A 26,709-nucleotide genomic window follows, 5' to 3' on the forward strand; every position below is an offset into this window, starting at 1 on the left:
CAAGCCAAACTTGCCCGCTTTTTGTTTAACCTGCAGTATTGCTTAAATGAATCTCCCGGTCAAATAACTGCCGCATCTCTTCAGTCAAGTTGTGCGCGATAAAAATAATCGTTGCGTCCGTTTGCAGCAGATTCTGCAAAATTTCCAAGCCATTATGCGCATCAATGGCTGAAGTGCCTTCATCAATGAAAATCAGCTGGCTGTCATGGATTTGTGCTCTGGCCAAAACCACTTTTTGCCGCTGGCCGCCAGACAGGGCATGCTTGCCTTGATCGAGTTCCGTATCTACTCCTGCCGGGAATTTAGCCAGATCTTTTTCCAAATTCACCTGCTTAACAAAGTGCATTACCCGGTCATTCAGCTTGGAGTTGAACATTGTAATATTTTCCTTGATTGTACCCGGAAAGAGAACCGGATCTTGCGGAACATAGCCGATTTGAGACAGGTCTGGCTGTTTGATTTCCTGACCAGCTTCGTTTTTAAAACAAATCTTTCCAGTTGCCAATGGCAACTCCTGCAGGATCAGTTTAAAAAGCGTAGATTTTCCAGTCCCACTGTCCCCTGACAATAAGATTTTTTCTCCCCGCTTGATTTGAAAATCCGGATAAGTGATTTTTTCTTCATTGCTAAAAGCTACAGACAAGGCTTGAACTGACAATGACTGAAAGTGATCCAAACTTTCTATCTTTTCTGAGTGGTCAGTCTGGACTGCAAGCTGCTCTCTGAGCTTGGCGTTTAAAGTTTTGCTTGACTGCAAAACAGTATATTGGTTGACCACTACCCCCAGTTCAGTAAAAATCGTGCTGGCAAAGTTGCCAATGCTAAAGAAGACACCGAAATTCATCCGGCCAGTAATAATCAAGACACCTGACACCAGCAAAATTAAAGCTTGTGACAGCATGTTTGCGGCATTGTTGACGCCGCTGGCAAATTGCATCTGGCCAGACCGTCTGACATTGGCATCTTCAAGTTGCTTTCCTTGAGCTGTCGTCACTGCCAAAAGCTTCTGCTTGACATGATATCTCTGCAAAACGCTCAAACCGCTAAACCATTTTTCCAGCATATCGAGATAACGCTTGTTTTCATTAGAAATATCATCGGTAGCCTTTTGCAAAGCTGGAGATAAAAAACGTGGCATAAAAAACATCAAGACTGCAAGAAGCAGAATTACCAGCAATAAAAGCCAGCTGTAGGTAAAGACGATGATTGAGGAAAGGACTACATCCAATCCACAAGCGGCAATTTTCAGCCATGGAGCCAGAAAATTTTCCCCCAGCATATTTAAATCTTGGGTCAAACTGTTTTGAACGCTAGAAACTTTCGGTGCCTTGTTACCACTGTTGTAGATTTTTTCCACTTCAGCAGACCGAAGCTTGTGGAAATACTCTTGGGTCTGTTTATCATACAAATAATTGGCTCTATAAGACAGGCCGCTGCCGATAGCATCAACCACAAAATTGATCCCGATAATTGACACGAAAAGCAGCAGGTTTCCTTTGCGCAAGCTGTCCCCCAGCAGCGTCAGCAAGGCATTGTTGCCGGCAAGAAGCGCGCTGCCGCCAATAACTAAAAGAATAATCGCGATAAACCTAACTCGATTGCCCTTGATAAAATCTGAATAATACAAAACACTCACAACCTTTTTAAAGAATTCTCCCCCATGTTTTCATGTGTTAAGTATATATTAAAAAATAAAAAAGGTTAAGTACATTTTTTCATTTTTCCAACAAAAAACTACCCGGCAATAACCAGGTAGTTTCCACGGCGGAGAAAATTCCGCTTATTTTATTCGTATTCGATAGTTGCCGGCGGCTTGCTCGTCACGTCGTACAGTACGCGGTTAACCTGCTTGACTTCGTTGACGATCCGCACTGAGATCTTCTGCAGAACATCCCATGGAATCTGGGCAAAGTCAGCCGTCATCCCGTCAATTGACGTAACAGCCCGGATGCAGACGGCGTAGTCGTAAGTCCGGCCGTCGCCCATAACCCCGACGCTCCGCATCCCTGGCAGAGCAACAAAGTATTGCCAAATGCTTTCCTGCAGGCCAGCGTTCTTGACTTCTTCCCGCAAGATCGCGTCCGCGTCCCGGACGATCCGCAGCTTCTCTTCAGTGATCTCCCCGATCACCCGGATAGCCAGACCAGGACCTGGGAACGGCTGCCGCCATACCAAGTCGTGTGGCAGGCCCAGCTTTTCACCCAAGACCCGGACTTCGTCCTTGAACAATTGCCGCAGCGGTTCAATCAGCTTGAACTGCATGTCTTCCGGCAAGCCCCCGACATTGTGGTGGCTCTTGATCGTGTGGGCCGTGTCGGTCCCTGATTCAATAACGTCAGTATACAAGGTCCCTTGGGCCAGGAACTTGGCGTCCTTGATCTTCTTGGCTTCATCGTTGAAGACCTGCACGAATTCGTTGCCGATGATCTTCCGCTTCTTTTCAGGGTCGGTTACCCCGGCCAGCTTGGACATGAAGCGGTCCTTGGCATCAACTCTGACGATGTTCACGCCCAACCCTTCCTTGAGGGCGGCCATAACTTCATCGCTTTCGTTCTTTCTCAGCAGGCCGTGGTCGACAAAAATCGCCGTCAATTGGCTGCCAATTGCCTTGTGCAAAAGGGTAGCCGTAACGCTGGAGTCAACCCCGCCGGAGATCCCAAGGATCACGTTAGCGTCGCCGACTTCTTCTCTGATTGAGTCAACAGACAGCTTGATAAAGTCGTCCATGGTCCAGTTGTCCTTGGCCCCGCAAACGTCAAAGGCAAAGCGGCGCAAGATGTCCAGGCCGTATTCTGAGTTACGGACTTCTGCGTGGAACTGGATGGCGTAGAACTTCCGGGCTGGGTCAGCCATGGAAGCGATCGGGCAGTTCTTGCTTGAAGCCAGAACTTCAAAGCCTTCCGGCACCTTGGTTACCAAGTCCCCGTGGCTCATCCAGACAACCTGCTTTTCTGGCAGGCCCTTGTAAAGCGGGCTGTCAGCTTCCTTGACTTCAATGTGGGCTGAGCCGTATTCAGCTTCACCGGCCTTTTCCACCGTCCCGCCCAGCTTCTGGGTCATCAATTGCATCCCGTAGCAGATGCCCAAGATTGGAATCCCCAGTTCAAAAATTTCCGGATCAACATCCAGGGCGTTTTCATCATAAACTGAGTTCGGGCCACCGGAGAAGATGATCCCCTTAGGAGCGATCTTCTTCACTTCTTCTGCCGTAATCGTGTGCGGCAACAGTTCTGAGTAGATGCCAAAGTCACGGATCCGGCGGGTGATCAATTGGTTGTACTGGCTGCCGAAGTCCAGGACGATGATCTTGTCAAAATTGCTTAAGTCGATTTTTGCCATTAGAAGTCGATACCTCCGTAGTTAGGTGCGGCCTTGCTCATCATAACGTCGTGCGGGTGAGATTCACGCAGGCCGGCGTTTGAGATGCGGACGAATTGGGCGGTTTCAATCAGCTTGTCGATGTTTTCAGCCCCGCAGTAGCCCATACCGGACCGCAGGCCCCCAAGGATCTGGTAAACAACGTTGCTTACCGTACCCTTGTAGGAAACAACAGCTTCGATGCCTTCTGGCACCAGCTTGTTGGCTTCGTTGATCCCTCCTTGGAAGTAGCGGTCGCTTGAGCCGTGCTGCTGGGACATGGCGCCAACTGACCCCATACCCCGGTAGGACTTAACCAGACGGCCGTCAGCGCCTTGCTGCACGTCCCCTGGAGCTTCTTCAGTACCTGACAGCATGGAGCCCAGCATAACCGCGTTGCCGCCGGCTGCCAAAGCCTTAACCACGTCACCTGAGTACTTGATCCCGCCGTCAGCGATGATTGGCTTGCCAAATTCCCGGGCTACGTCAGCCGCGTCGTAAATAGCAGTCAATTGCGGCACGCCGACACCAGCAACCACTCTGGTGGTGCAGATTGAGCCAGGCCCGATACCAACCTTGACTACGTCAACACCAGCTTCAAACAAGGCCCGGGTACCTTCACCAGTTGCCACGTTACCGGCAATCAAAGTGTTGTGCGGGAAGTGGTCGCGGATTTCCTTGATCTTGCGCAAAACGCCGGCTGAGTGGCCGTGGGCCGTGTCGATAACGATCGCGTCAGCACCGGCTTCAAACAGGGCTTCTGCTCTTTCAAAAGTGTCGCTGGTTACGCCGACAGCAGCTGCTACCAAGAGCTTGCCATCCTTGTCAACGGCAGCGTGAGTGTCTTCGGCAGTTACCGGAGTGTTCTTGGCCAGACGAACTTCATCGGCTTGCGCTTGAATTGAAAGGTTCTTGTGGACTACCCCAAGGCCGCCCATCTTAGCCATGGCTGCCGCCATCTTGCCTTCGGTCACCGTGTCCATCCCAGCGGAGATCAAAGGAATGTTCAGCTTCAAGTTTGGTGCCAGCTGGGTTGACAAGTCGACTTCGTTCGGCAGAACGTGACTTTCAGCTGGAATCAAGAGCACGTCGTCAAAAGTAATACCTTCTTTAGCAAATTTGGTTTCCCACAAAGACATGATTTCATCCTTTCAAACAATCGTTGATACTTTTTAATTAATCAACTTTACACGTTTTTCGCCGCCAGGTCAACAAAAAGCGAATCATTCACTTATTTTTTTAATCTTTTAGGACTTTTTGAGCCAAATTAACAATTTTTCAGCGAATCTGATTGAATTAATTCGGTTTTTGCTGTAAGATTTAGCAATAACTTAACAAATGTTTCTACTTATATATCGCTGCGATACGGGCAGCAGTCTCTACCCGGAGCCGTAAACTCCGGACTATAGGTAAAGAAGGGCCGGCTATTGCCGGCGCGGCTTCTTTTGCCTAGTTTTGGTAAAAGGAGCCTTTTTCTTTTTTGTTTTGGAAGGAGTCACATGGAACTTTTAGAAGAACGCATTAAGAAGGATGGCGTCGTTTTACCAGGCGACGTCTTGAAGGTCAACTCATTCTTGAACCACCAGATCGATCCACAATTGATGATGACCCTGGGCCAGGAATTTGCCCGCCTCTTCAAGGACGCTGGCGTCACCCGGGTCCTCACCGCTGAAGCCAGCGGGATCGCTCCCGGCATCATGGCAGCCTACTGCTTGGGCGTGCCGATGGTCTTTGCCAGAAAGAAGAAGCCTTCAACCGTCACTGACGAAGTCTACACCGCGGAAGTCTTCTCCTACACCAAGCAAGTTACCAACACCATTTCCGTTGAAGCCAAGTTCCTTGACGCAAATGACCGCATCCTGGTTATCGATGACTTCCTGGCCAACGGCGAAGCAGCCAAGGGCTTGATCTCCCTGGCTGAACAAGCCGGCGCTGAAGTAGTCGGCGTGGGCGTTGTCGTGGAAAAGGCCTTCCAGGGCGGCCATGACTGGCTGGTCAACCACGGCTACCACCTGGAAGCTTTGGCCAGCATCAAGGAATTCGCCGACGGGCAAGTCATTTTCAACTAATTTTTGACAGTGGGAGTTATCAAATAAAAATGGATCAAACACAAGAACCTTCACAAGGCCGCTCTTTCGTCCTGGGCCTGCAGCACCTTTTGGCCATGTACTCCGGGGCTGTGGCTGTCCCGATCTTGATCGGCAATGCCCTGCACTTTAACTCAGAGCAATTGACCTACCTGGTCTCCATCGACATCTTCATGTGCGGCCTGGCTACCCTCTTGCAGCTGATGCGCAACCGCTACTTCGGGATCGGCCTGCCAGTCGTTTTAGGCTGCGCCATCCAGGCTGTTGCTCCTTTGGAAATGATCGGGCAGAAGTACTCCATCGGCACCATGTACGGGTCGATCATCGTGGCCGGGGTCTTCGTCTTCCTCATCGCCGGGGTCTTTTCAAAAATCAAAAAGCTCTTCCCGCCAGTTGTCACCGGGACCTTGATCACCACGATCGGTCTGACCTTGATTCCAGTCGGCATCCAGAACCTGGGCGGCGGGTCCGTCACTGCCAAGGACTTCGGTGACCCCAAGAACCTCCTGGTCGGCTTCGTCACTATCTTAGTGATCGTGGCCCTGCAAGCCTTCGCCAAGGGCTTCATCGCCTCAATTTCCGTCTTGATCGGCCTCATCGTTGGCACTCTCCTGGCTGCCTGCCTTGGTATGGTTTCCCTTACCCCAGTTTCCCAGGCAGCCTGGCTGCACTTCCCGCAATTCTTCTACTTTGGCTTGCCAAAGTTTGAATGGTCATCCAGCTTGACTATGATGATCATCGCCTTGGTCTCCATGGTTGAATCAACCGGGGTCTTCTTCGCCTTAGGCGACCTTTTGGGCAAAGACATCACGGAAGATGACCTCAAGCGGGGCTACCGGGCTGAAGGGTTGGCCCAAATCTTCGGCGGCCTCTTCAACACCTTCCCTTACACCACCTTCTCCCAAAACGTCGGCCTGCTGCAATTGTCCGGCATCCGGTCCAAGCGACCGATCTACTGGGCAGCCGGCCTCTTGATGGCCATGGGCCTTTTGCCAAAAGTCGGCGCCCTGGTCACCATCATGCCAACGGCCGTATTGGGCGGGGCCATGGTGGTCATGTTCTCCTCCATCGCCGTACAGGGGATCAAGATGCTGCTCAAGGTCGACTTCAGCGACAACCACAACCTTTTGATCGTGGCTATCTCCCTGGGTCTGGGCTTAGGCGTCTCCGTTTACCCAACCATCTTCCAGGCTCTGCCAAGCGAACTGCAGCTCTTCCTGGAAAACGGGATCGTCATCGCCTCAATCTCTTCCGTCCTTTTGAACTTGGTCTTCAAGGGCAAAAAGGGCCTGGACGAAAACTAACTTTTGCTGATAATCAGACTAAAAGCTTCTTCACCAAACAAGTGAAGAGGCTTTTTATCTTATCCTTAATCGCCTAAAAGCAGGACGCAGCGCAAGTCGTCTAAAGCAATGACATGTTCATCGATAACGACCTTGTCTTCCGTATAGCCCCGGACAAAACCAACTATTTCTTCTGGCCGCTTCCCGTTTTCATCTACTTCTTTTAGCTGAACAATCACCGCCTGCTGGCGGCTAAAAGCCAGGCCCAGCACCTTCCCACACTCTTCCCGGCTCATCTCTGCCCGTTCTGGAACAATCCGTTCCCGCGTCTCTTTATTGATCATGGCCGTGTGGTCGCTTAGGAAAAAGCCCGCCCACTTCTTCATCCCCCGGTCCTGATAATGAGCAAAAAAATCCGTCACCCGCTGGTCAAACTCCTTACTCATAGGCGTTGCCCCCATTGTGACCGCCGACCAGGCGGCTTCTGGCGATTGCCGTGGCCCCTGGCAAAAGGCTGGAGGCTCTGACGACACTGGCAAAGCCGTACTTCTTCCGTAATTTGTCGACTACCTGGTCCCGCTTCTGCTGCTTGATCTGCTCGGCTGGAGGCAGAAAAAAAGTCAGCTGCTGGCAGCCGGCCGGCGCTAAATTGCTGTAGGTCACCCCTAGCCGTCTGACGGCCTGCCCCCGCCACTTTTTTCTAAAAAGGGCCCAGAGCTTGGCCACCAAATCGCTGGAAATATCAGTCGGTGTGATCTTCTCTTGAATGCTGAAGCCAACTGGATCGGCTTCATAGTCAGCGTAACCGACATAGAGGCTGACCCGGCCCGCCAGCAGATGGTGAGCCCTAATTCTGGCCGCGACCTGGTCACCGATTTCTTGGATGACGATCTCGATTTCCCGCTGGTCCTCATAGTCCCGGTTCAAGATTTGGGAGTTTCCGTAGCTTTTGCTTTTGGGCCGGTACTTCTGCTTGATAATGCTCCGGTCCACCCCCCAGCTCATGGCAAAAAGCTGCTCGCCGATCAGCCCGAACTCCTTCTTCAAAACTGCCGGATCGCTGTGGGCCAGGTCGTACATATTGTTGATCCCCAGCCGGCGCAGGCGGTTGGCCGTCCGGACATTGATCCCCCAGACATCTTCCAGCTTGGGAATCTTCCAGATGGTATCGGGCACGTCGATATAATGCCAGCAGGCAATCATTGAAGTCCGGTGCTTGGCGGAAATATCCATGGCCAGTTTGGCCAAAAGCGGGTTCTCTCCAATCCCGCAAGTCGTGTACAGGCCCAGGCTGTCGTGAATGTCTTTTTGGATCTTGCGGGCCACCAAATAAGGATCATCCCCAAACAAGTGCCAGGACTCGGTCATGTCGATCATGCTTTCATCAATCGAATAGACATGGATGTCCTCATCCGCCGCGTACTTGCGGAAAATCTGCAAAACCTCCATGCTCCGCTTGATATAAAGATTCATATGCGGCTCAACCAGCATCAGGTCCGGTGCCTGGTCTTTAGGCGGCAGGTCTCTGGCCCGCATGACATTGCTCAGGCCATACTTTTTCTTGGCCAAAGGCGAGGCAGCCATGATTAGGCCGCTGCCCCAGTCAGTCCCCGGCTGCTGAGACACGACGGCTAAAGCGACTTCCATCGGGTTCAGCCCCAGGCGCAGAGCCTCGCAGGAGGCATAGAAAGATTTGTTGTCGATCATGAAAATAACCCGGTGGGGCTCATAGCGGTAATCGTACATCAAAATCCACTTCCTTACTTGAACGTTTGTTCTAATAGAATTATATCGAACCTTTGTTCTAAAAAGCAAGCGAACAGAAAATAAAACCAAAAATAAAAAGAGGCCTTAGCCTCTTTTCAAAAAATTCAGTTTAATAGTCGCCGTTCATGATCGTGTTCTTCACGATGACGTAGTCGACCCGCTTGATTGATTCCAGGTCCCGGCCGCCGGCATAAGAGATAGAAGACTGCAGGTCTTCCTTCATTTCTTCCAAGGTGTCAGCGATGCTGCCCCGGTAAGGGACCAGCATTTGCTTGCCTTCAACGTTGCGGTAGGCACCCTTTTGCACTTCACTGGCTGAACCCCAGTACTGCTTGTAGGTCTTGCCGTCGATCTTGATCACGTTGCCCGGGGATTCTTCATGCCCGGCCAGCATTGACCCGATCATGACCATGCTGGCCCCGAAGCGGACAGACTTGGCGATGTCGCCGTTGTGGCGGATCCCCCCGTCAGCGATCAAAGGCTTTCTGGCCACCTTGCTGCACATTCTGAGAGCAGCCAGCTGCCAGCCGCCAGTCCCGAAACCGGTCTTGAGCTTGGTGATGCAGGCCTTGCCCGGGCCAACCCCGACCTTGGTAGCGTCAGCGCCGGCATTTTCCAGTTCCCGGACGGCTTCTGGCGTTGCCACGTTGCCGGCCGTAAGGAAGGTGTCCGGCATTTTTTCCTTAATGTACTTGATCATGTCGATCACGTAGACTGAGTGCCCGTGGGCCACGTCGATCGTGGTGTATTCCGGGATTAAGTCCTTTTCCACCAGTTCGTCGATAAAGTCATATTCATCGTCTTTGATGCCGACGGAAATCGATGCAAAAAGTCCCTTCTCATGCATCATCTTGATGAAGTCGGCCCGCTTTTCGGGCTGGAAGCGGTGCATGACATAGTAATAGCCGTTTTGGGCCAGCCAGACCGCCAGGTCTTCGTCAATGACGCTTTCCATATTGGCGGGAACGACTGGGATCTTGAAAGTTCGGTTTCCAAACTTGACGCTCGTGTCACATTCCTTCCGGCTCTTCACGATGGCCTTGTTGGGCACCAGTTGGATATCATCATAGTCAAAAGCTTCCATGCTGAAATAATTGCTCATTTTTTGCCAGCTCCTTTTTTAAAGTACCTTTGATACTTTACTGACATTTGCCTTAAAAGTCAAGGCTTATTCGAACCATTCACGAACATTCTGAAAATATTATTCGGATTTTTGTTGACTAATTGCCAAGTTAATGCTAACCTTTCTAACGTAAGTTCTACGAGATATTTTTTTGAGGTGAAAAAATGACATCAATCGCAGTTGTCGGCAGCCAATGGGGCGACGAAGGCAAGGGTAAGATTACAGACTTTTTAGGGACGACGGCAGACCTGTCAGTTCGCGCCAACGGCGGCAACAACGCTGGCCACACGATCGACTTTGACGGCAAGGAATTCAAGATGCGCTTGATTCCATCCGGGATCTTCGCGGCTAAATTGGGCGCCGTGATCGGCAACGGGGTGGTTATCAACCCTGAAGTCCTCTTGGGCGAACTGGACAACTTGGAAAAGAGCGGGATCGACACCAGCAACTTGAAGATCTCCAACCGCGCTCACGTCATCATGCCTTACCACGTAATGCAAGACACTTATGAAGAAGAAGCCAAGGGCAGCCTGAAGGTCGGCACCACCAAGAACGGGATCGGGCCAACTTACATGGACAAGGCTTCCAGAATCGGCATCCGGGTTTGCGACTTGATCGATCCGGAAACTTTTGCTGAAAAGCTCCGCTTCAACCTGGAAAGCAAGAACGCCCTCTTCACCAAGGTTTACGGCAAGCCAGCCATGGACTTTGACGAAATCTACAACAAGTACGTTGAATACGGCAAGCGGATCGCCAAGTACGTTTGCGACACTTCCCTCTACGTCAACGACGCCCTGGACAAGGACGAAAAGGTCCTCTTTGAAGGTGCCCAAGGGATCATGTTGGACATCGACCAGGGTACCTACCCATTCGTAAGTTCTTCTAACTCAGTTTCCGGCGGGATCGCTTCCGGCAGCGGGATCGGGGCCAACCGGATCAAGACTGTCCTGGGCATCTGCAAGGCCTACACTACCAGAGTTGGTGCCGGCCCATTCCCAACTGAACTGCACGATGAAACCGGCGACAAGATCCGGGACATCGCCCACGAATACGGCACTGTTACTGGCCGTCCGCGCCGGGTTGGCTGGTTTGACTCAGTTGCCCTCCGTCACGCTAAGCGCGTAGCCGGCATCAACGCCTTGAGCTTGAACCTGTTAGACGTCTTCAGCGGCTTTGACAAGATTAAGATCTGCGTGGCCTACGACTTGAACGGCAAGCAAATCGACTACTACCCAGCCAACTTGAAGGAAGTTGAAGCTTGCCAGCCAGTTTACGAAGAACTGCCAGCCTGGGAAGAAGACATCACCGGCGCCAAGAGCTGGGAAGACCTGCCAGAAAAGGCTCAGGCCTTCGTCAAGCGGATCAGTGAAATCACTGGCGTACCAGTTGTGACTGTTTCTGTTGGTCCTGACCGGGAACAAACCATCGTTTTGCAAGACCCATGGACTTTGTAAAAAATTAATATCTACTAAGTGCCTCGTCTTTGACGGGGTTCTTTATTTTGGCAAAAAATGTTTTATCTTGTTTTACTTGAAGAAAGTGCTACCATAGAGGCGTAAATAATATTATTTGGAAGAGATGTTTTTATCATGAAAAGCAAAAATCTTTTTCAATCCGTAAAGGATGTACTAAATGGTAAAATCGCTCTAAGTATCTTTACCTTTTCTACTACCTTCATAGCTGGTTTTGCGGCAGCGACTGTTGCCTTAGGGCTCAAGGGCGGTTATCATAACAGCTCCATAGCCGAAGCTATTATCTGCGGACTTATCCTCTTGTTCTATGGTATCTATGGCACATACAAGCTCTACAAGTTAAACAAGGTAAAAGTCAAGTTGACTACTAATAAATTTAGAGAGAGATTGTGGAATATTTTAACTGGAAAGGGAAGTTTGAGAATTATTGCGTTTTCTGATTCTTTATTTGCTGGCTTTGCAGTTGGGGCTATCGCCTTTTGGAATAGAAGCACAAGCAATTATGATCCAACCATTGAATTGGCCATAATCGCCATTTTCTCTTTTGGCTTTTCAATTGAAGAATTCTACAAGCTCAACAAAAAATAACACACAAAACCCGTCTAGCTCTAAGCCAGACGGGTTTTCCACTTTAGTTATCCACACTGGGATGATTGCCTACTTTTTCCAAAATATCCTTTCCAAAAGAGCGCTTCCTTTCCGCAATGTAAGTGCTATACTATATTTGTTGGAAATGTAATTTTTCGGAGGTAAAAAGTGAAAAAACTAAGCAAATTAATCGCAATTGGACTAGCAACTGGCCTTTCTGCTACAACTCTTTTGCAAGCAACAATTCCAACCGTGGTAAATGCATCTACTACAACAAGCAGTGTGCAAGTTACTAGTTCAACTAACAATTCTTCATAGGGATCATCAGACAACAAATGGCAAAACATAACCACAAAATCAGGAGAAACAATGCAAATCTTGCCAGATGATCCTTCAAGAATGAGCGGCAAGGTAAGATACAACGGTGAGGAACACTCTTACAAAATTACCAATGCAGATGGGATCTACACCATCTATTTAGATGGCGATGAAGTTTGCTCTATCGATATCAACAATAGCCAGGTACCGTCTTCTCAAAGTAGCAGTATTTTCAGCCCGTTTATCAACTTCAGCTACGCAAATGGCAAAGTTGCTTTTAGACATGCTGGAAGAAAATACTACTATCTAGATACTCAGAAATATAATAGCGAATCCGTAAGAAAAATAACTGAGAGTGGAAAGTTCATACTATCTACGTTGTTAACCCTAATTCCAGGAGTAGGGCCTTATGTCGAAGGAATCAATTTCTTACGTGAATTATATGTTATTAATTTTGGAAAGAGACCAAAAGAGAAGTGGTATACAGTAAAGATTTACTGTACCAAGGGTTATGAATACTATGCTTGGAAGACTTACACTTATAAGGATTCAGCTAGAAAACATTTGCAATCTGTAAAGTGGGTGTACAAGAAAGTACTATGAAAAAGCTGAAAGAAATTCTAGAAGGTAAAATTGCTACTAGCCTTTGTGCCTTCATTGCTAGTTTTGCAACCGGCATTACCACAACTGACATTATGTTGTGGAAAAAATATGGTTTTCTTGCTAAAGACATTTGGGAAGTAGCTCTTATTGGGATCGTTTTCTTTATTGACTCTATCTACTTCTTCTACAAGCTCAACAAAAAATAACACGCAAAAACCGTCTAGCTTAGAGCTAGACGGTTTTCCATTTTAATTTTCCACACTGAGGATGGTGACTTGGTAGTCTCCCATCGGCGCTTCAACCGTCACCACATCCCCAGCCTTGCGGTGCATGAGGGCGTGGCCCAAAGGACTGTCAAAGGGCAGCTTGCCATCGCCTACAGCCTCTTCCATCCGGCCCACGATCTTGTAGCTTTCCTCTTCCCCATCGTCTTCATAGCGGATGGTGACATTTTTTCCCAGGTTGACCTTGCCGTCATTGACCACCTCAATTACTTCCGCGTATTTCAGCTGCTTGTTCAAGTAGCGGACCCGGCTGTCCAGGTGGCGGAGTTCTCTTTTAGCGGTTGAATATTCAGTGTTTTCGGACAAGTCGCCCAGGGCCCGGGCCTCCTTTAGGTTCTGCACCCGGCGGGGCCGGTCAGCCTTCAAGGCCGCGATCTCGTCTTCAATCTGCTTGTAGCCCTCGGGGGTCATTTTCTGATAATATACCATGCTAGCCAGTCGCCTTTCACTTCTATTTTTAAATCATTATAGCCCGCCCAGGTCTTTTTGCCAAAAAAATTTATTTAGCAGTCAAAAAAGTTGAGTGCTAATTGCTCCATTTTTCCAAAAAGGGACTATAATATAGTTGTCGGGAAAGAAAGCGGATCCACCGCTTCTCTTCCTGCCTCTGTTTGTAAAAAGCAGTTTGAATAGAATAATTTGTTGAAGGGAAGTTTTAGATTATGACTAATGATTTAATGAACCGTTACAACGACTTGTTCGATCACATGGGCGGCTGGCTCGACAACTCCAAGGACTTCTTGGACAGCCACGCTTTCAGAAACATTTTGCAATCAGACGTTGCTGAAGATGAGCACGAATACACCGTCAAGGTCGACGTGCCGGGGATGAGCAAGGATGACATCCACCTCTCCTACACTGACGGGATTTTGACGATTTCCGGCCACCGCAGCACTTTCAAGGATGACAGCGACAAGAAGAAGAACCTCCTGCGCCAGGAACGCAGCGAAGGGTCAGTTTCCAGAAGCTTCAGCCTGCCGAACGTTGACAAGAAAGGCATCAGCGCCAAGCTTGACGGAGGCGTTTTGACGGTTACCCTGCCAAAGAGTGCTCCAGAAGAAAACGAAGACACGATTACTATCGAATAAGCCCAGAGCGCTTAGAGAAGCCCGCGAGGGCTTCTTTTTTTGCTAAAAATTTCAGTATAAAACTTGTGAAATTGTGAAAAGATGCCATTTAAGCATCAAAATTGACCGCTTAGGCAAATTTGGTTTCTTCTCAATTAATCGCATTATAATAACAATTGTGATCAGAAGATCATCCAAATTCAATTTGTGACCGGGAGGGTTTAACTATGGAAAAGTTACTAAAAATAATGTCCGAAAACGAATTAAAACAAGTCAAGGGCGGTAAGAAAAAGCAACCAAGTTGGGTAAAGTGGTCCAACGGAATCAGTGGACTAATTGGTGAACTAGCAGAGCCAGGTTCAATTAACTGGAAGCACCACCACTAATAATAATATGATCAAATTTAAGAGACCTGAATCCAACAATTATACAGAGTTCTATCAAACCAATTCTGAATACAATCTTCATTTAACAGGTTTAATAATGACTAAAAATCAGGAGCACAACATTCTAGAGGCACTAAGATCAATAGACAATTACTGTGACTCTATTGTAGTTGTAGACACAGGATCTACTGATAATACTATTCAGGTCGTTAAAGAAAATTTCTCTAAAGCTCATCTTTATCAAGTTCCTTGGCGAGAAAACTATGCTTATATGAGAAACGAATGCTTAAAGTTCATTCCAGCAGGCTGGACTTTTATCATTGATTCTGACGAAGTGTTCGATAATTCACTCTGTACTAGTCATGAATTAAAAGATTTTCTATACTATCTAGATCAAACTAGTTCAGCACCTGTTTGTACTATAAAAATAAAATCATACAATGGCAATTCCTTTGTGAGGAAAAAGGTTCTATTCAAAAAGGATGACTTTATAAGGTATCATGGTTGCGTACATGAAGAGCTAATAACCATAAAAGGTAAATTAGATATCGTTGACTCCAATCTTTGCATAGTAAACAAGGGAAACAGCCCTCAAGAAATCGTAAGATTTAATAAGGCTGAAAGATACTCAAAACTACTATTGCATCAGATAGACCAAGAACCCAATAATCCACGTTGGGTTGCAATGATCTCTCAAGACTACATTGAGCTTGGATTTATATCTAAAAAATATTATATAAAGCATCTTAAAAAGTTTATATTTAGTAACGAAGCAGATAACTTTTCAGATAGCAACATTCAAGGCAGCAAATGGCTAAAATATCTTTTGGCAAGATACGCTCTTTTACTGATGTCAGATGGGAAACTTAACGAATCTATAGAATGCTCAAAGGCGGCTATGAAGAAATTTCCCTATGATGCGAACTTTTTAGCAATATTTATCTCTGCAAGCAATATATTAAATGAAACCAGAAACAGGTCTACCTTAAAATTCGTCAACAAGTGTCTAAGACAATATGAATCAAATCTTGACAAGGTAGAGGAAGAATCTCAGGGAACCGAAGATTCAGTAATACCTGCTTTAATAAAATTACTAATTAACATTGGCGAGTATTCTAGCGCCAAAAATCTTGTTGAAAATATTGATAATCCAGAGTATAAAGAGTTATTAGATAGTGAAATAGATTTTCTATTGTAAATAGGAGAACACGGTTATGGAATATGTAATTCTGTTAGTAGTTGGCTTGCTACTTATTGTAGGTGGTGCTTTTGCTTTTAAACAAACTAAGAAGTATCTTGAGTTAAAAACAAATAGTAGCAATTATTCTAATGATCAATGGTGGGGATTTGCTCTATGGAGTGGATATATTGGAGCAGGCATCTTGTCACTAGTTGGCGCTATTTTAATTATTGTTTCTGTAATTTCAATGCTATAAATTGATCATTAATAGTATTATTTAGGTAACTACCTAGGTAACGCTATTTTTTATTAGAGTGAGGAATCTTTTTATGAAAAAATTAGATAAAACAGAGCTTCGAAAAATTAAGGGCGGTACTACACAATCTCAGCTTTCTGCTTATATTACTACCAACTTTATTAACATACGGGGCTTTAATACTGATAAGAAAAGCCACCAATTATACAAGAGTTTAGTTAAAGCTTTTAGAAAGCAATGAGTAAATATCAATGAACAATACATTTGAATTATTTAGCATACTTGCCAATATTATACTAAGTTTGATTGTAGATTTATCTATTTTTACCAAAATATCTATGGTCAAGTTTACGTCATCCCAGAAAATTCTTGTCACTGCTTTTTATATTTTTTGCTTTATAGCCTCCGTATTAATCCCGTCTAATGTAGTCGTCAATATTTCGATTACAATTGTAGAAATTCTTTTCTTCACACTACTTGGTTTAAGAAACACAAAAGATAAATTTCTAATTCTAGGTGCTGCGCTTTTCCTAGGAATTTTTGACTCCATTACTATCATCCTTTCTAACTTAATTCTTTTTCTCTTTCCCATTTTGGACTCTAGTAATTTAGATTTTTTTACTAATATTGCGATTATTATTATTAGTTACCTACTACTCCTTAAAATTATTCCCAAAATCATTACTAACCTAACTAGCACCAATAAAAAAGTTTTTATTGGTGTTTTGGCGTATATATATATTAGTTCGATGGTTCTTAACGCGTATGTTTTAAGCGATACCAAACCAACCGAGGTCATCATTGTATCTTTAGCTTTATTGTTTTTGCAATCGATTTTTATTTTGATCATGTATATTTCTTTAGTCGAAATACAAAAGAAGTTGCTTTCCCATACTCAACAAAAAGAACTGCTCCAGGAAAAGCAGGAACTAGAAGAATACTCATCTTATCTAGATCAAAACGAGGATGATCTTCGCAGGTTTAAGCATGATTATCAAAACATTCTTAATAGCTTAAAAATTGACGCTCAAGAAGGCAATGTCAAAGGCGTTATTGACAAATTAAGTGAATATACAAATAGTCATTTTAACGAAGAAGCATTACGAAAGTACAAAAACTTAAATCATATTCATATAAAAGAACTTAAAAGTATAGTATTTAGCAAACTGACACAAATGTACAATTTAGGAATTTTATATAGCTTTGGATGTGAATCCGAAATTTATGAAATTCCCCAAAATATCGATTTACTTGATTTGGTGAGAGTGATTGGTATTACTTTTGACAACGCAATTGAGGCAGAAACGGGTTATTTTAACTCCAATTTCCTTCAGAAACAAGACTTACGAATTGAAGCCATGTATTATCAAGATCATGACGACTTTGAGTTTATGATCAGAAATCGAATTCCTAATTCTGATATTACTTTGAGTCAGTTAACTGAAAAAGGATACACGACTAAAAAGCAACATCCTGGCCTCGGATTAGCAAACGTTAAGCAATTTTCTCAAAAATACGACAATGTCATAATTGACTATCATATCAAGGATACTTGGTTTATTTTCAATCTAACCATCCTGCCAATAGATGAGGTAATAGACTAGCTATGAAGTATCAAGTATTTATTTGTGATGACAATCAAGATACAATTGGTCAGCTTAAGCACATGCTATTAATCGCTGCTTTTCGATTATCTGATAACGATTCGGTAACTTTTAACGTATTTGGGCAAGCGACAACATACAAAAGTGCTATCAATATTTTACAGAAGACAATACCTACCGGTGGAATCTATTTCCTAGATGTTGAGCTTGGTAAAAATATTGGTAAAGATAACGGATTTGACTTAGCAGAATACATTAAGCAAAACGATCCAAAAGCTCAGATTATTTTCGTTACAAGTCATGCCGACCTTTCTATCATCACTTATCAAAGACGATTGGGGCCTATCGATTATATAGTAAAAAGCTCTAATGTAGCAGAGTTAACTACGCGTATTTCAGACACCTTAAAATCAGCCATTAATTATTTTGAAAACTCAAGCTCAGAATCTGCAAACTTCTTTACTTATAAAGCTGGATATGAAGTAAAGAAAATTGCTGCAGATAATATTTACTATATTTCAACTACTGGCAACTCCCATAAATTAGAACTTGTTCATACCAACGGAATTAGTCAGTTTATCGGTAGTATCAGCAAAATTGCGGAAACGGCACCTTATCTCTTGCAAATCAGTCAATCATGCTTAATTAATCCTAAAAAAGCTGAAATTGATTATCAGTCGCACAAAATCACCTTCCCTAACGGTGATATTCAATACTATTCACGAAAAAACAGTCATATGCTTAGAAAATATTTTTCAAAATGATCAGCCTATTTAATTCTATTAAGTATCACAAATCGTATATATCTCAATTGGAAGAAACTGATTGTGGAATAGCTTGTTTAGCAATGGTTTTAAAAAGCTACCATTCAGATGTAACTTTAGCCCATTTACGACATCTAGCCAAAACAAATATTGAAGGTACCACTGCACTTGGTTTGGTAAAAGCAGCAGAACAGCTATATTTAGATGTTACTGCTGTTAAAGCAGATTTATCATTATTCCATTCTAGAAATACCACATATCCACTAATTGTGCACGTAATTAAAGATAACGAGCTCCTTCATTACTATACTGTTTTAAAAGATTTGGGCTCAAAATTATTAATTGCTGATCCAGACCCAAATATCGGAATTATTGAAATTACTAAAACAAAATTTAGTCAGGAATGGACTGGAGTTGCCCTTCTTTTTAAACCGCAATCTACTTTTAAAGAAGTGCACGAAAAAAGCACTACCATTTGGTCTCTTCTTCCATCATTATATAAAAAAGAAAGTAGTTTAATTTTTAAGTTGATCACCGTATCTCTACTGGTGACCATAATTGATATTATCAACTCTTTTTTTTACAAGAACTGATTGATACTCTTATTCCAAGAGGAAATTCCAATTTAATTACTATCTTTTCTTGTAGTTTGTTAACAGCTTATATAGCCAGTTCTATTTTTTCTTTTGAGCAAAATCTTCTATTAATTCGGCTAGAGCAAAAATTATCTAACAAGCTAAATTTCAAATACCTAGAGCACCTTTTCCAATTACCAATAAACTTTTTTACTACTCGAAAGACCGGTGAAATCACTTCACGTTTTTCTGACACTGGACATATCGTTGAAGCTTTAGCTAATTTGACCGTCTCCTTCCTTCTCGACTTAACCATCATCATTACTGTCAGCTTTATCCTATTCTTTCAGAATAGACATCTTTTCATTTTGGCTATTCTTTCAATCCCACTATTTTTGATAGCCATTATCTGCTTTAGTAAAAGATTTGATCGACTCAATAATGAACAAATGGAGAGCAATTCGGAAGTTTCATCTGCAATTATTGAAAGTATCGAGGGGATGGAGACAATCAAAGCCTTTAATGGAGAGCAACAATATTTGAAAAATCTCAGCGATAAATACCTTCATTATCTTCAAAAGAATTTTGAATATGGAAAAATGGCTGCTTATCAAAATACCATAAAAACTTTTATCGAAACTTCTTTAACTCTGCTAATTTTATGGTTTGGCTCAAGAGACATCATCGGTCATTCAATGTCAATCGGTCAGCTAATAGCTTTCAACTCTCTACTAATTTATTTTTTCGAGTCTATCAAAAACATTATAGGTCTTCAGCCTACAATCCAATCAGCTCAAGTAGCCCAAAAGAGGTTAAATGAAGTTTATGCTGTAAAACCAGAAAATTTTACTCCAACAACAATTACTGCCCGCGATCAAATTGATGGAACTATTCAGCTCCAAGACGTTTTCTATCACTACAATTTTAATAAGGATACCTTGAGAAATATCAACTTCCAAATTGAAAAGGGCGAAAAAATTACAATTGTTGGAATGAGTGGCTCAGGTAAATCTACATTGGCTAAGCTGCTCGTTGGCTTTGATTATCCAAGCAAGGGCAAATTGACATTTAATCATTACCCTATCAGGAAAATTGAACATCACTTACTCCGCAATTATATTAACTATACTCCTCAAAACTCTAACATTTTTTCGGGAACAATTAGAGACAACCTTCTACTCGGTTCACCTAATTCAATCTCAGAGCAACAATTAATAGATGCTTGTAAAGTTGCTGAAATCTTTCAAGATATTGATAACCTGCCTCTTAAGTTTGATACTCAACTTGACGAACAAGGAAAAATGCTATCCGGTGGGCAGAAGCAACGCATTGCAATTGCGCGTGCGCTTTTATCATCAGCTACTGTTTTAATTTTTGATGAAATCACGAGTGGCCTTGATACCATTACTGAATCTAAAATTGTTAGAAATCTACTCCAAATTCCAGATAAAACAATTATCTTTATTGCACACCATCTTTCTACCGCACAACAATCAGATCGAATCATAGTACTACACCAGGGCGAAATCGTAGAGCAAGGTAAGCCTAACGACTTACTTGACCAACACGGTTACTACTACAACCTAATTAAAAATTCATAGAAATGAACGCACTCCAAGTCTTGAAGTGCTTTTTTACTATTTAGCAATCATTGAAAATACGCAATATTTCCCGTAAGATTGAAGAAGATTGACTAAGAAATAGAAAGGAAAATATATGACTAAGCACGAATTAAATTCCGAATTGCTGGACCAATTTAGCCGGCAATTTAACGCCGACCCCAAAAAACAAGTCATCAGCCGGGCTGTTAGCCGGTCGGGCCTCCAAGAAGCGGCCTACAACTCTGCCGCTGAGCACAACCACACCTTTTCTTTAGAGCTGGACACTGACAATGTCACCAACCAAAAGCAGTCCGGCCGCTGCTGGCTCTTTTCAACCTTAAATGTTGTCCGCCACAACTTTGGCAAGAAGAACAAGGCCAAGAACTTCACTTTTTCCCAAAGCTACAACTTCTTCTGGGATAAGATTGAACGGGCCAACTACTTCTACGACCGGATCATCAAGACCGCTGACCGCCCCTTAGACGACCAGACAGTGCGCGGCTACTTTGACTGGTGCCAAACCGACGGTGGCCAGTGGCACATGGCCGCCTCCCTAATTAAAAAGTACGGCGTCGTCCCAACTTACGCCATGCCGGAAAGCTTCAATAGCGAACACTCCGCCGTCTTAGACCAAATCCTAGCTGACAAGGAACGTAAAGATGCCCTAGCCTTGCGCGAATTAGCCCAAAAAGACGATCAAGAGGCCCTAGAAGCTGCCCGGGTGCGTTTCCTTGGCGATATCTACCAAATCATGGCTACGGCCTTGGGAGAGCCTCCTAAGACCTTTGACCTGGAATTTCGGGACGATGACCAAAATTACCACCTAGACAAGGACCTCACTCCCCTTGCCTTTTACCAAAAATACTGTGACACCGACTTAGATGACTACGTTGTCTTGGCCAACGCCCCTGACCACCCGCTAAACCGGGTCCTCCACCTGGGCTTTGAAGACAACATCCAAGGCGGCTACCCAAACCTCTTCATCAATGTGCCGATGGAATACCTGGAACAGGCCACGGTTGAGCAGTTAAAGGGCGGCGAAGCAGTCTGGTTTGGCAATGACGTCCTCCGGCAAATGGACCGGAAGACCGGGATGATGGACCTAAAGCTTTACCAATATGACGCTTTGCTTGGCATTGACACCCACTTGTCCAAGGCTGACCGCCTGCGGACCGGGATCGGCGAATCTTCTCACGACATGGCTATTGTCGGTGCCGACATTGATGGCGGCCACATCCGCAAGTGGAAGGTAGAAAACTCCTGGGGCGACAAGTCCGGGGAAAAGGGTTACTTCACCATGAGCGCTGACTGGTTCAGAGAATACACCTACGAGGTTGCCGTGCAAAAGAAGCACGTGCCAGCTGAAATTCTGGACCTGCTCAAGAGTCAGCCGATCGAACTTGATCCTTGGGATTCTTTGATTTAAATAAGCAAAAAGTTGTTAGAACTGCAAATTAGTTCTAACAACTTTTTTACTGGTCGATTTCAATTATTCTTTCTTAAATATATTTTGAACTTGCGTGAGAATATTATCAAATTGAGCCATATCATGGATATGACCTATAACTTTGCCTTTTCTAGCTAAGAAGTCATACGATAATAGCTGCAACAATAAAGCATCACCATTGGTTCTACTTGCAAAGTCAACTACTGGAAACCTAAAGGGATCCTCCCGATGTACATGCGTGAGTGCCAAACCAATTACTAAACCTGATCTTGCATTATAGACATCACGACTGACTATCAGAAAGCGCCGCCTAATGTTACCTTTTTGTGGATCATGCCCGCCCATTTCATGTCCTGCATGTGGTTCAGCATCGATGATGATTATATCTCCTTGATGAACGTCAATCATCCTTCGGTAATTCCCTTCCAACCGGCTTTAATTCACGAGGGTTATAGCCTAAATCGTGATATTCTTCCGCAATCAACTGATCATAGTCCAGATTATCGTAGCTAGAATCTGACCAGATATCGTACTTAATCTCTTTCTTGATTGGCTTATATACAATATTGCCATTGGCATCTTGGAAAACTTCGTATTCCGTATCAGCCTGGGCATTAATACTCTTAGGGATTGTTAAAACCAACGAATTACCTTGATGTCTTGCTTTGACAACCATTGTTATCACCTCTGCCTTAAGTATAAACGGTATTCACGGTATTCACAACAATTTTGACTTATAAAGAACTGAATTCCAAATCAAAGCAAAAAGTTGTTAGAACCGCAAATTAGTTCTAACAACTTTTTTAGTTTACGGTCATCTGATTTTTAAGTTCAATTACCCGGTCTGCTTGCCTTGCCTCTTTTATATTATGAGTCACCATAATGATCGTCTTACCGTACTCAGTCTGTAATCTTTTAATTTCCTGGAAAGCAACTTCAGCATGCTGCGGGTCAAGTGCTCCAGTTGGTTCATCCGCTAAGACAAGATGACCTGGCTTCAAAATTGCTCTAGCTAGTGATACCCGCTGCTGCTCACCACCAGAGAGCGTGTTGACCATGGCATCTTCTAAATAGGCAATGTCTAAATCTCGCAATACCTGTTTGATCATTTTTAATTTATCGGCCTTGCTCTTCTTAACGAAGTTCATCCCCATCAACAGGTTATCTTTTACACTGATCTCTGAAACCAAAGCAAATGATTGGAACAGATAGTTAATTTCATTTCGCCGCAACATGGTAGCATGGCGGCTATTAATCCGCGGAAGTGCTTGACCAAAGATCTTAATTCTTCCGCTGTCGGTTGTCTCTAAAAGTCCGACCATATTCAAGACCGTTGATTTTCCCGACCCAGACGGACCAATAATGGCAACAAATTCTCCTTCTTCAACATCAAAGGACAAGTTGTCAATAACCTTTCGTTTCCCAAAGGATTTGTTCAAATGGCTTACTTCTAATGCTTTCATTCTATTTCCCCGTTATTTTCAGTGCTTGATTCTTTTTAACCAACAACATAAAGGTTATTAGCTGCAATACATAAATCGCGACTACCAGTACAAGACCAATTTTGCTCCGGTAAAATAATACGACTGCTAGTTCAAGCAAATTGACACAGCTGATCAAAGTAAATGGCAATCTGTACATCTGCAGCTTAGAATAGCCCAAAAAGCTTTGGACAGCCAATACTTCTTGCTTGCTCAACTGGTAAATTGACAAAATAATTGCCAGAATCAAAAGCAGGACCAAGCAGCCAACAGCGATCACCATCCCAAACCAGCTGATTGTCTGCCGCAAACTCTTTTGCAGACCATCAATATATTGTTTGACTGAGGCATATCTAAAATCATTATCGGCTAAGCCATATTTAGCAAGTATCTTCTTAGTAACCAGTCTTTTTCTAACCTTTTGATTGGCAAATTTCAAGCTACCACCTAAGCCGGAAACCAATAGGTTTCCAATTTCAACATAGTTCATGTTAGCAGAAGTGGAAATTAGAATGATCGGATTCTTGCTGTTAGTAGGATAAGCTGGATTATCATTCCAGGTAAAAAGCTCGTTCCTAGGATGATACTTGATAAATTTGAACTTTCTTTCTTTAACAAAAGCTGTCTGTATGTCTGCTTTACTAATGCCATCTTGCGATGCTTCCTTAAGGTACGCGCTGGCCTTGTCCATTGCTATATCATCAGGTACCAAATAAACCCTGACCCCGTTTTTAGCTAGTTTAATGGCTTGACTCGAGACGTTAAAATTAATCTTCCTCAAATAATTAGGCGAAAGCGTCATGAGCCAGAATGGCTGATCAGGCAGGCTCTTGTAGTAATGATAACTCTTAGCGTCTTTTAACCAAGCAGGGCTATGGTAATCACTGCTTATCAAGTAAGCCCCCTGCTTACCTTCCAGTTCTTTATACAAGCGGTAAGCACCGCGGTTTAAGTCAGACCCTGTATCACTAAAAGCTCTGTCGCCATCATTACCAGAACTTGTGCCGGACAAAATTTGATAATTTGCTACCCTCTCCCATTGCTGGGCTTGCTTAGCGTTATTGGCAATGGATTTAGCCGGTTGATCCAGATACAGTGACGCGGCAACGAGGCCAGCACTGATCACTAAATATAGAAGCACTGCATAAAACGAAATCAATTTAACTGGAAAGCGCTGTTTGATCAAATCGATATTTTGTAAGCACCCAATAGCGCGGTATCTATCAACCCCCGGGCAATAGTCATATACTGTTCTTAACAATTGAATACGGAGGAACACGATATTATGACTGAACATCCAATCGTACCGCTCGAGCTTCCGAAGGGCAAACTCAGACCTAGGAATAAGCTTCCAAAGAACAGGCTCGTTCTCAATCTGAAGTCCAATGGAGTTGAGCTGTCATTTTACAGTGATGCCACTAACGAGCTTATGCTCGAAGTCGTGGACAGGTTCTTGAGCCATGATTAATCTGGCTGAATTAGGTCGAGTGTTCATTGTTTGCGGTAAGACCGACATGCGCCGGGGAATTGATTCGCTTGCTTACATAGTTAAGAAGAGCTTCAATCTCGATCCCTTCTCTGGATGCGTCTTTCTCTTCTGCGGCAGCCGAAGAGATCGCTTCAAGGCACTATATTGGGACGGCCAGGGATTCTGGCTGCTCTATAAACGCTTTGAGAACGGGAAGCTGGCCTGGCCAAACAATGAAGACGAAGTTCGAGAGTTGTCTGATGAACAAGTCATGCGCTTGATGCAAGGCTTTACCATTGATCCTAAAATTAATACCGCAAGAGCTCGTGAATTCTATTGATTTCACGAGCTTTTCTGGTATTCTTATGATTATGAATCAAGGAGGGACAGCGATCATGACCGAAAAAGAAACTTTAGCTTTAATTGAAACGCTTAAAGCTAATATCGAAGCGCTCAAAGCAAATAACGAAGAATTGCTCAAGCAGGTTGCCCTTCTTACTGAACAAGTTGCTTATTTGACTAATAAGCTTTACGGCAAGTCTTCCGAAAAGAGAGCTGTCAACCCAGATCAACTGAGCCTTTTCGAGGAAGACAATGCCTCTCAAGATGACGAGGACTTACCCTCGCGTTACCGAAACTATTACCTATAAGAGACGCAAGCAAGTCGGCAGAAAGCAAGATATCTTAGATTCTCTGCCGGGCGAGGAAGTTCATCATCGTTTGGATGATCTTACCTGTCCAGACTGCCAGCACGAGCTGAAAGAGATCGGCAGCTTCTGTGCTAGAAAAGAGCTGCTCTATATTCCAGCCCAGGTTAAACGAATCGATCACATCCAGCACTCTTACAAGTGCCAGCACTGCAGTGATGAGGCACCAGCTGACAAGATTATCAAAGCACCTGTACCCAAGGCACCATTAACCAACAGTCTTGGCTCAGCTTCTTTGATCGCTGATACGATCTATCAGAAGTATGTCCTCAAGGTTCCTGCCTACCGGCAAGAGAAAGACTTGCGGCGCATGGGCCTTCCGCTTGATCACAAGACGGTTTCGAATTGGCATATCAAAGTCTGCGAGTACTACCTCTCCAGCCTTTACGAGCTCTTGAGAAAAGAGCTGCTAAAGCTGGATGTCATTCACGCAGATGAGACGCCATATCGAGTCTTAGACAGCGAAAGAGCTAAAGACTACGTCTGGACCTTCTTATCAGGCAAGCATGCCGAGAAGCCGATTGTCCTGTATCACCATGGATCACGAAAAGGTGCCGAAGCGTGGGATTTCCTCACAGGCTTCAGCGGATACCTTCATTGTGATCAATATCCTGGCTATTTACGATTAAGCCAACAGGATGTGACTCTTGTAGGCTGTATGGCTCATGCAAGACGCAAATTCCATGATTCCTTGCCTAAAGACAAGGCTAGAGAATCAGACGCAACTTCAGTGGCTAATCAAGGGATCCACTACTGTAATCAAATGTTTAGCCTGGAGCACGCTTGGGAAGATCTTTCCGCTGAAGAGAGATACGAGAAGCGTCAGTCTGAATTAAAGCCTCTGCTAGAGAAGTTTTCCGACTGGTGCTCCAAGAAATCAATCTCCGTGTTGCCTTCCGGCAAGCTGGGGACGGCCTTCCAGTATTGCATAAAGCACATGGACAAGTTCATGAACGTTCTAAAAGATGGTCGCCTTGAACTGTCCAACAACAGAGCAGAACGAGCAGTCAAAGAGATCGTCATGGGACGCAAGAACTGGCTCTTTTCACAGAGCAGTTCCGGCGCCAAGTCCATGGCTATCATTATGAGCATACTCGAAACTGCCAAGCAAAATGGCTTGGATCAATTCAAATATATCAACTATCTTCTAGACAAGCTGCCCAATGAGCTGTCATTATTAGACAATCAACGTCTGGAAGCCTATTTACCATGGGCTGAGAATGTTCAGCTCCACTGCAAGTAAAGTCCCATAAACTGATTAATCCCATCTTAGCATTGCTAGGATGGGATT

Annotated in this window: 29 protein-coding genes, 1 pseudogene and 1 riboswitch; of the genes and pseudogenes, 19 read left to right on the forward strand and 11 right to left on the reverse strand. The window is 44.4% G+C overall.

Features of this window, described 5'->3' with window-relative positions; all coding sequences use genetic code 11:
- Window positions 1–25: 25 nt before the first annotated feature.
- The 3 genes from ACYVUV_RS09345 to guaB form a co-directional block, all read right to left on the reverse strand.
- On the reverse strand, window positions 26–1,636 hold the full coding sequence (locus ACYVUV_RS09345; protein WP_439775286.1) for an ATP-binding cassette domain-containing protein: 1,611 nt from the start codon (window positions 1,634–1,636) through the stop codon (window positions 26–28).
- Between the two features lie 149 nt (window positions 1,637–1,785).
- Window positions 1,786–3,339, reverse strand: a complete 1,554-nt coding sequence (guaA, locus tag ACYVUV_RS09350) for a glutamine-hydrolyzing GMP synthase (protein WP_416724746.1) — start codon at window positions 3,337–3,339, stop codon at window positions 1,786–1,788.
- Entirely contained in the window at window positions 3,339–4,496 is a 1,158-nt protein-coding gene (gene guaB / locus ACYVUV_RS09355) for an IMP dehydrogenase (protein WP_439775285.1), read from the reverse strand. Before guaB ends, guaA begins: the two co-directional genes overlap by 1 nt.
- 189 nt (window positions 4,497–4,685) lie before the next feature.
- Window positions 4,686–4,783, forward strand: a riboswitch (purine riboswitch).
- A 73-nt stretch (window positions 4,784–4,856) separates the two neighbouring features.
- Between guaB and ACYVUV_RS09360 the strand changes: the two genes are divergently transcribed.
- Window positions 4,857–5,426 (forward strand): xanthine phosphoribosyltransferase, encoded by a 570-nt coding sequence (locus ACYVUV_RS09360; RefSeq protein WP_439775284.1) that lies wholly within the window; start codon window positions 4,857–4,859, stop codon window positions 5,424–5,426.
- A gap of 29 nt (window positions 5,427–5,455) precedes the next feature.
- Entirely contained in the window at window positions 5,456–6,748 is a 1,293-nt protein-coding gene (locus ACYVUV_RS09365) for a nucleobase:cation symporter-2 family protein (protein ID WP_439775283.1), read from the forward strand.
- A 65-nt stretch (window positions 6,749–6,813) separates the two neighbouring features.
- Here ACYVUV_RS09365 and ACYVUV_RS09370 read toward each other — a convergent pair whose 3' ends face one another.
- From ACYVUV_RS09370 to ACYVUV_RS09380, 3 genes are all read right to left on the reverse strand, one after another.
- Complete coding sequence (locus ACYVUV_RS09370) at window positions 6,814–7,173, reverse strand: hypothetical protein (RefSeq protein ID WP_439775282.1); 360 nt, start codon at window positions 7,171–7,173, stop codon at window positions 6,814–6,816.
- Window positions 7,166–8,473, reverse strand: a complete 1,308-nt coding sequence (locus ACYVUV_RS09375; RefSeq protein ID WP_439775281.1) for a Y-family DNA polymerase — start codon at window positions 8,471–8,473, stop codon at window positions 7,166–7,168. The genes ACYVUV_RS09370 and ACYVUV_RS09375 overlap by 8 nt, the downstream gene beginning before the upstream one ends.
- Before the next feature lie 130 nt (window positions 8,474–8,603).
- The gene (locus ACYVUV_RS09380) at window positions 8,604–9,596 is read right to left on the reverse strand and encodes a GMP reductase (protein ID WP_439775280.1); all 993 of its coding nucleotides are present in this window, start codon (window positions 9,594–9,596) and stop codon (window positions 8,604–8,606) included.
- A gap of 185 nt (window positions 9,597–9,781) precedes the next feature.
- Here ACYVUV_RS09380 and ACYVUV_RS09385 point away from each other — a divergent pair, with 185 nt between their 5' ends.
- The 4 genes from ACYVUV_RS09385 to ACYVUV_RS09400 all read left to right on the forward strand — a co-directional run bounded on the left by ACYVUV_RS09385 (window position 9,782) and on the right by ACYVUV_RS09400 (window position 12,804).
- Window positions 9,782–11,071 (forward strand): adenylosuccinate synthase, encoded by a 1,290-nt coding sequence (locus ACYVUV_RS09385; protein ID WP_439775279.1) that lies wholly within the window; start codon window positions 9,782–9,784, stop codon window positions 11,069–11,071.
- A 135-nt stretch (window positions 11,072–11,206) separates the two neighbouring features.
- Complete coding sequence (locus ACYVUV_RS09390) at window positions 11,207–11,677, forward strand: hypothetical protein (RefSeq protein WP_439775278.1); 471 nt, start codon at window positions 11,207–11,209, stop codon at window positions 11,675–11,677.
- 369 nt (window positions 11,678–12,046) lie between these two features.
- On the forward strand, window positions 12,047–12,598 hold the full coding sequence (locus ACYVUV_RS09395) for a hypothetical protein (protein WP_484499277.1): 552 nt from the start codon (window positions 12,047–12,049) through the stop codon (window positions 12,596–12,598).
- Complete coding sequence (locus tag ACYVUV_RS09400) at window positions 12,595–12,804, forward strand: hypothetical protein (protein WP_439775276.1); 210 nt, start codon at window positions 12,595–12,597, stop codon at window positions 12,802–12,804. The genes ACYVUV_RS09395 and ACYVUV_RS09400 overlap by 4 nt, the downstream gene beginning before the upstream one ends.
- 42 nt (window positions 12,805–12,846) lie before the next feature.
- On the opposite strand, the gene greA is transcribed toward ACYVUV_RS09400, so the two are convergent.
- A complete protein-coding gene (gene greA, locus ACYVUV_RS09405) occupies window positions 12,847–13,311 on the reverse strand; it encodes a transcription elongation factor GreA (RefSeq protein ID WP_439775275.1) in 465 nt (154 codons plus the stop codon).
- Between the two features lie 233 nt (window positions 13,312–13,544).
- Here greA and ACYVUV_RS09410 point away from each other — a divergent pair, with 233 nt between their 5' ends.
- The 9 genes and pseudogenes from ACYVUV_RS09410 (at window position 13,545) to ACYVUV_RS09450 (ending at window position 21,741) form a co-directional block, all read left to right on the forward strand.
- A complete protein-coding gene (locus ACYVUV_RS09410) occupies window positions 13,545–13,970 on the forward strand; it encodes an Hsp20/alpha crystallin family protein (RefSeq protein ID WP_439775274.1) in 426 nt (141 codons plus the stop codon).
- Between the two features lie 206 nt (window positions 13,971–14,176).
- Window positions 14,177–14,335: a bacteriocin gene (locus ACYVUV_RS09415; protein ID WP_439775273.1), complete on the forward strand. Its 159-nt coding sequence runs from the start codon at window positions 14,177–14,179 to the stop codon at window positions 14,333–14,335.
- 97 nt (window positions 14,336–14,432) lie between these two features.
- Window positions 14,433–15,533, forward strand: a complete 1,101-nt coding sequence (locus tag ACYVUV_RS09420; RefSeq protein ID WP_484499278.1) for a glycosyltransferase — start codon at window positions 14,433–14,435, stop codon at window positions 15,531–15,533.
- Window positions 15,534–15,549: 16 nt separating this feature from the next.
- The gene (locus ACYVUV_RS09425) at window positions 15,550–15,771 is read left to right on the forward strand and encodes a hypothetical protein (protein WP_439775271.1); all 222 of its coding nucleotides are present in this window, start codon (window positions 15,550–15,552) and stop codon (window positions 15,769–15,771) included.
- Window positions 15,772–15,844: 73 nt separating this feature from the next.
- On the forward strand, window positions 15,845–16,012 hold the full coding sequence (locus tag ACYVUV_RS09430) for a hypothetical protein (RefSeq protein ID WP_484499279.1): 168 nt from the start codon (window positions 15,845–15,847) through the stop codon (window positions 16,010–16,012).
- Window positions 16,013–16,022: 10 nt separating this feature from the next.
- Window positions 16,023–17,375 (forward strand): GHKL domain-containing protein, encoded by a 1,353-nt coding sequence (locus ACYVUV_RS09435; RefSeq protein WP_484499280.1) that lies wholly within the window; start codon window positions 16,023–16,025, stop codon window positions 17,373–17,375.
- Between the two features lie 2 nt (window positions 17,376–17,377).
- On the forward strand, window positions 17,378–18,139 hold the full coding sequence (locus tag ACYVUV_RS09440) for a LytR/AlgR family response regulator transcription factor (RefSeq protein WP_439775269.1): 762 nt from the start codon (window positions 17,378–17,380) through the stop codon (window positions 18,137–18,139).
- Window positions 18,136–20,315, forward strand: a pseudogene (locus tag ACYVUV_RS09445) (peptide cleavage/export ABC transporter). Before ACYVUV_RS09440 ends, ACYVUV_RS09445 begins: the two are co-directional and overlap by 4 nt.
- A gap of 115 nt (window positions 20,316–20,430) precedes the next feature.
- The gene (locus tag ACYVUV_RS09450) at window positions 20,431–21,741 is read left to right on the forward strand and encodes a C1 family peptidase (RefSeq protein ID WP_439775268.1); all 1,311 of its coding nucleotides are present in this window, start codon (window positions 20,431–20,433) and stop codon (window positions 21,739–21,741) included.
- 63 nt (window positions 21,742–21,804) lie between these two features.
- Here ACYVUV_RS09450 and ACYVUV_RS09455 read toward each other — a convergent pair whose 3' ends face one another.
- From ACYVUV_RS09455 to ACYVUV_RS09470, 4 genes are all read right to left on the reverse strand, one after another.
- Window positions 21,805–22,170: a type II toxin-antitoxin system PemK/MazF family toxin gene (locus ACYVUV_RS09455; RefSeq protein ID WP_439775267.1), complete on the reverse strand. Its 366-nt coding sequence runs from the start codon at window positions 22,168–22,170 to the stop codon at window positions 21,805–21,807.
- Window positions 22,163–22,438, reverse strand: coding sequence for a type II toxin-antitoxin system PemI/MazE family antitoxin (mazE, locus tag ACYVUV_RS09460; protein WP_279199392.1), 276 nt, complete (start codon window positions 22,436–22,438; stop codon window positions 22,163–22,165). Before mazE ends, ACYVUV_RS09455 begins: the two co-directional genes overlap by 8 nt.
- Window positions 22,439–22,565: 127 nt before the next feature.
- A complete protein-coding gene (locus tag ACYVUV_RS09465; RefSeq protein ID WP_439775266.1) occupies window positions 22,566–23,225 on the reverse strand; it encodes an ABC transporter ATP-binding protein in 660 nt (219 codons plus the stop codon).
- A 1-nt stretch (window position 23,226) separates the two neighbouring features.
- Entirely contained in the window at window positions 23,227–24,540 is a 1,314-nt protein-coding gene (locus ACYVUV_RS09470) for a hypothetical protein (RefSeq protein WP_484499281.1), read from the reverse strand.
- Here ACYVUV_RS09470 and ACYVUV_RS09475 point away from each other — a divergent pair.
- From ACYVUV_RS09475 to ACYVUV_RS09490, 4 genes are read left to right on the forward strand one after another with little or no spacing between them, the layout of a single operon-like run.
- On the forward strand, window positions 24,529–24,711 hold the full coding sequence (locus ACYVUV_RS09475) for a hypothetical protein (RefSeq protein ID WP_484499282.1): 183 nt from the start codon (window positions 24,529–24,531) through the stop codon (window positions 24,709–24,711). The two genes, ACYVUV_RS09470 and ACYVUV_RS09475, sit on opposite strands and share 12 nt — an antisense overlap.
- A complete protein-coding gene (gene tnpB / locus ACYVUV_RS09480) occupies window positions 24,704–25,051 on the forward strand; it encodes an IS66 family insertion sequence element accessory protein TnpB (protein ID WP_041811714.1) in 348 nt (115 codons plus the stop codon). The genes ACYVUV_RS09475 and tnpB overlap by 8 nt, the downstream gene beginning before the upstream one ends.
- Window positions 25,052–25,106: 55 nt before the next feature.
- Window positions 25,107–25,361 carry a transposase domain-containing protein gene (locus ACYVUV_RS09485; RefSeq protein ID WP_484499045.1) on the forward strand — a complete coding sequence of 85 codons (255 nt, stop codon included), beginning with the start codon at window positions 25,107–25,109 and terminating at the stop codon, window positions 25,359–25,361.
- Window positions 25,318–26,661: an IS66-like element short variant transposase gene (locus ACYVUV_RS09490; protein WP_484499283.1), complete on the forward strand. Its 1,344-nt coding sequence runs from the start codon at window positions 25,318–25,320 to the stop codon at window positions 26,659–26,661. Before ACYVUV_RS09485 ends, ACYVUV_RS09490 begins: the two co-directional genes overlap by 44 nt.
- Window positions 26,662–26,709: the final 48 nt, after the last annotated feature.

The organism is Lactobacillus sp. WILCCON 0149 (assembly GCF_057197965.1).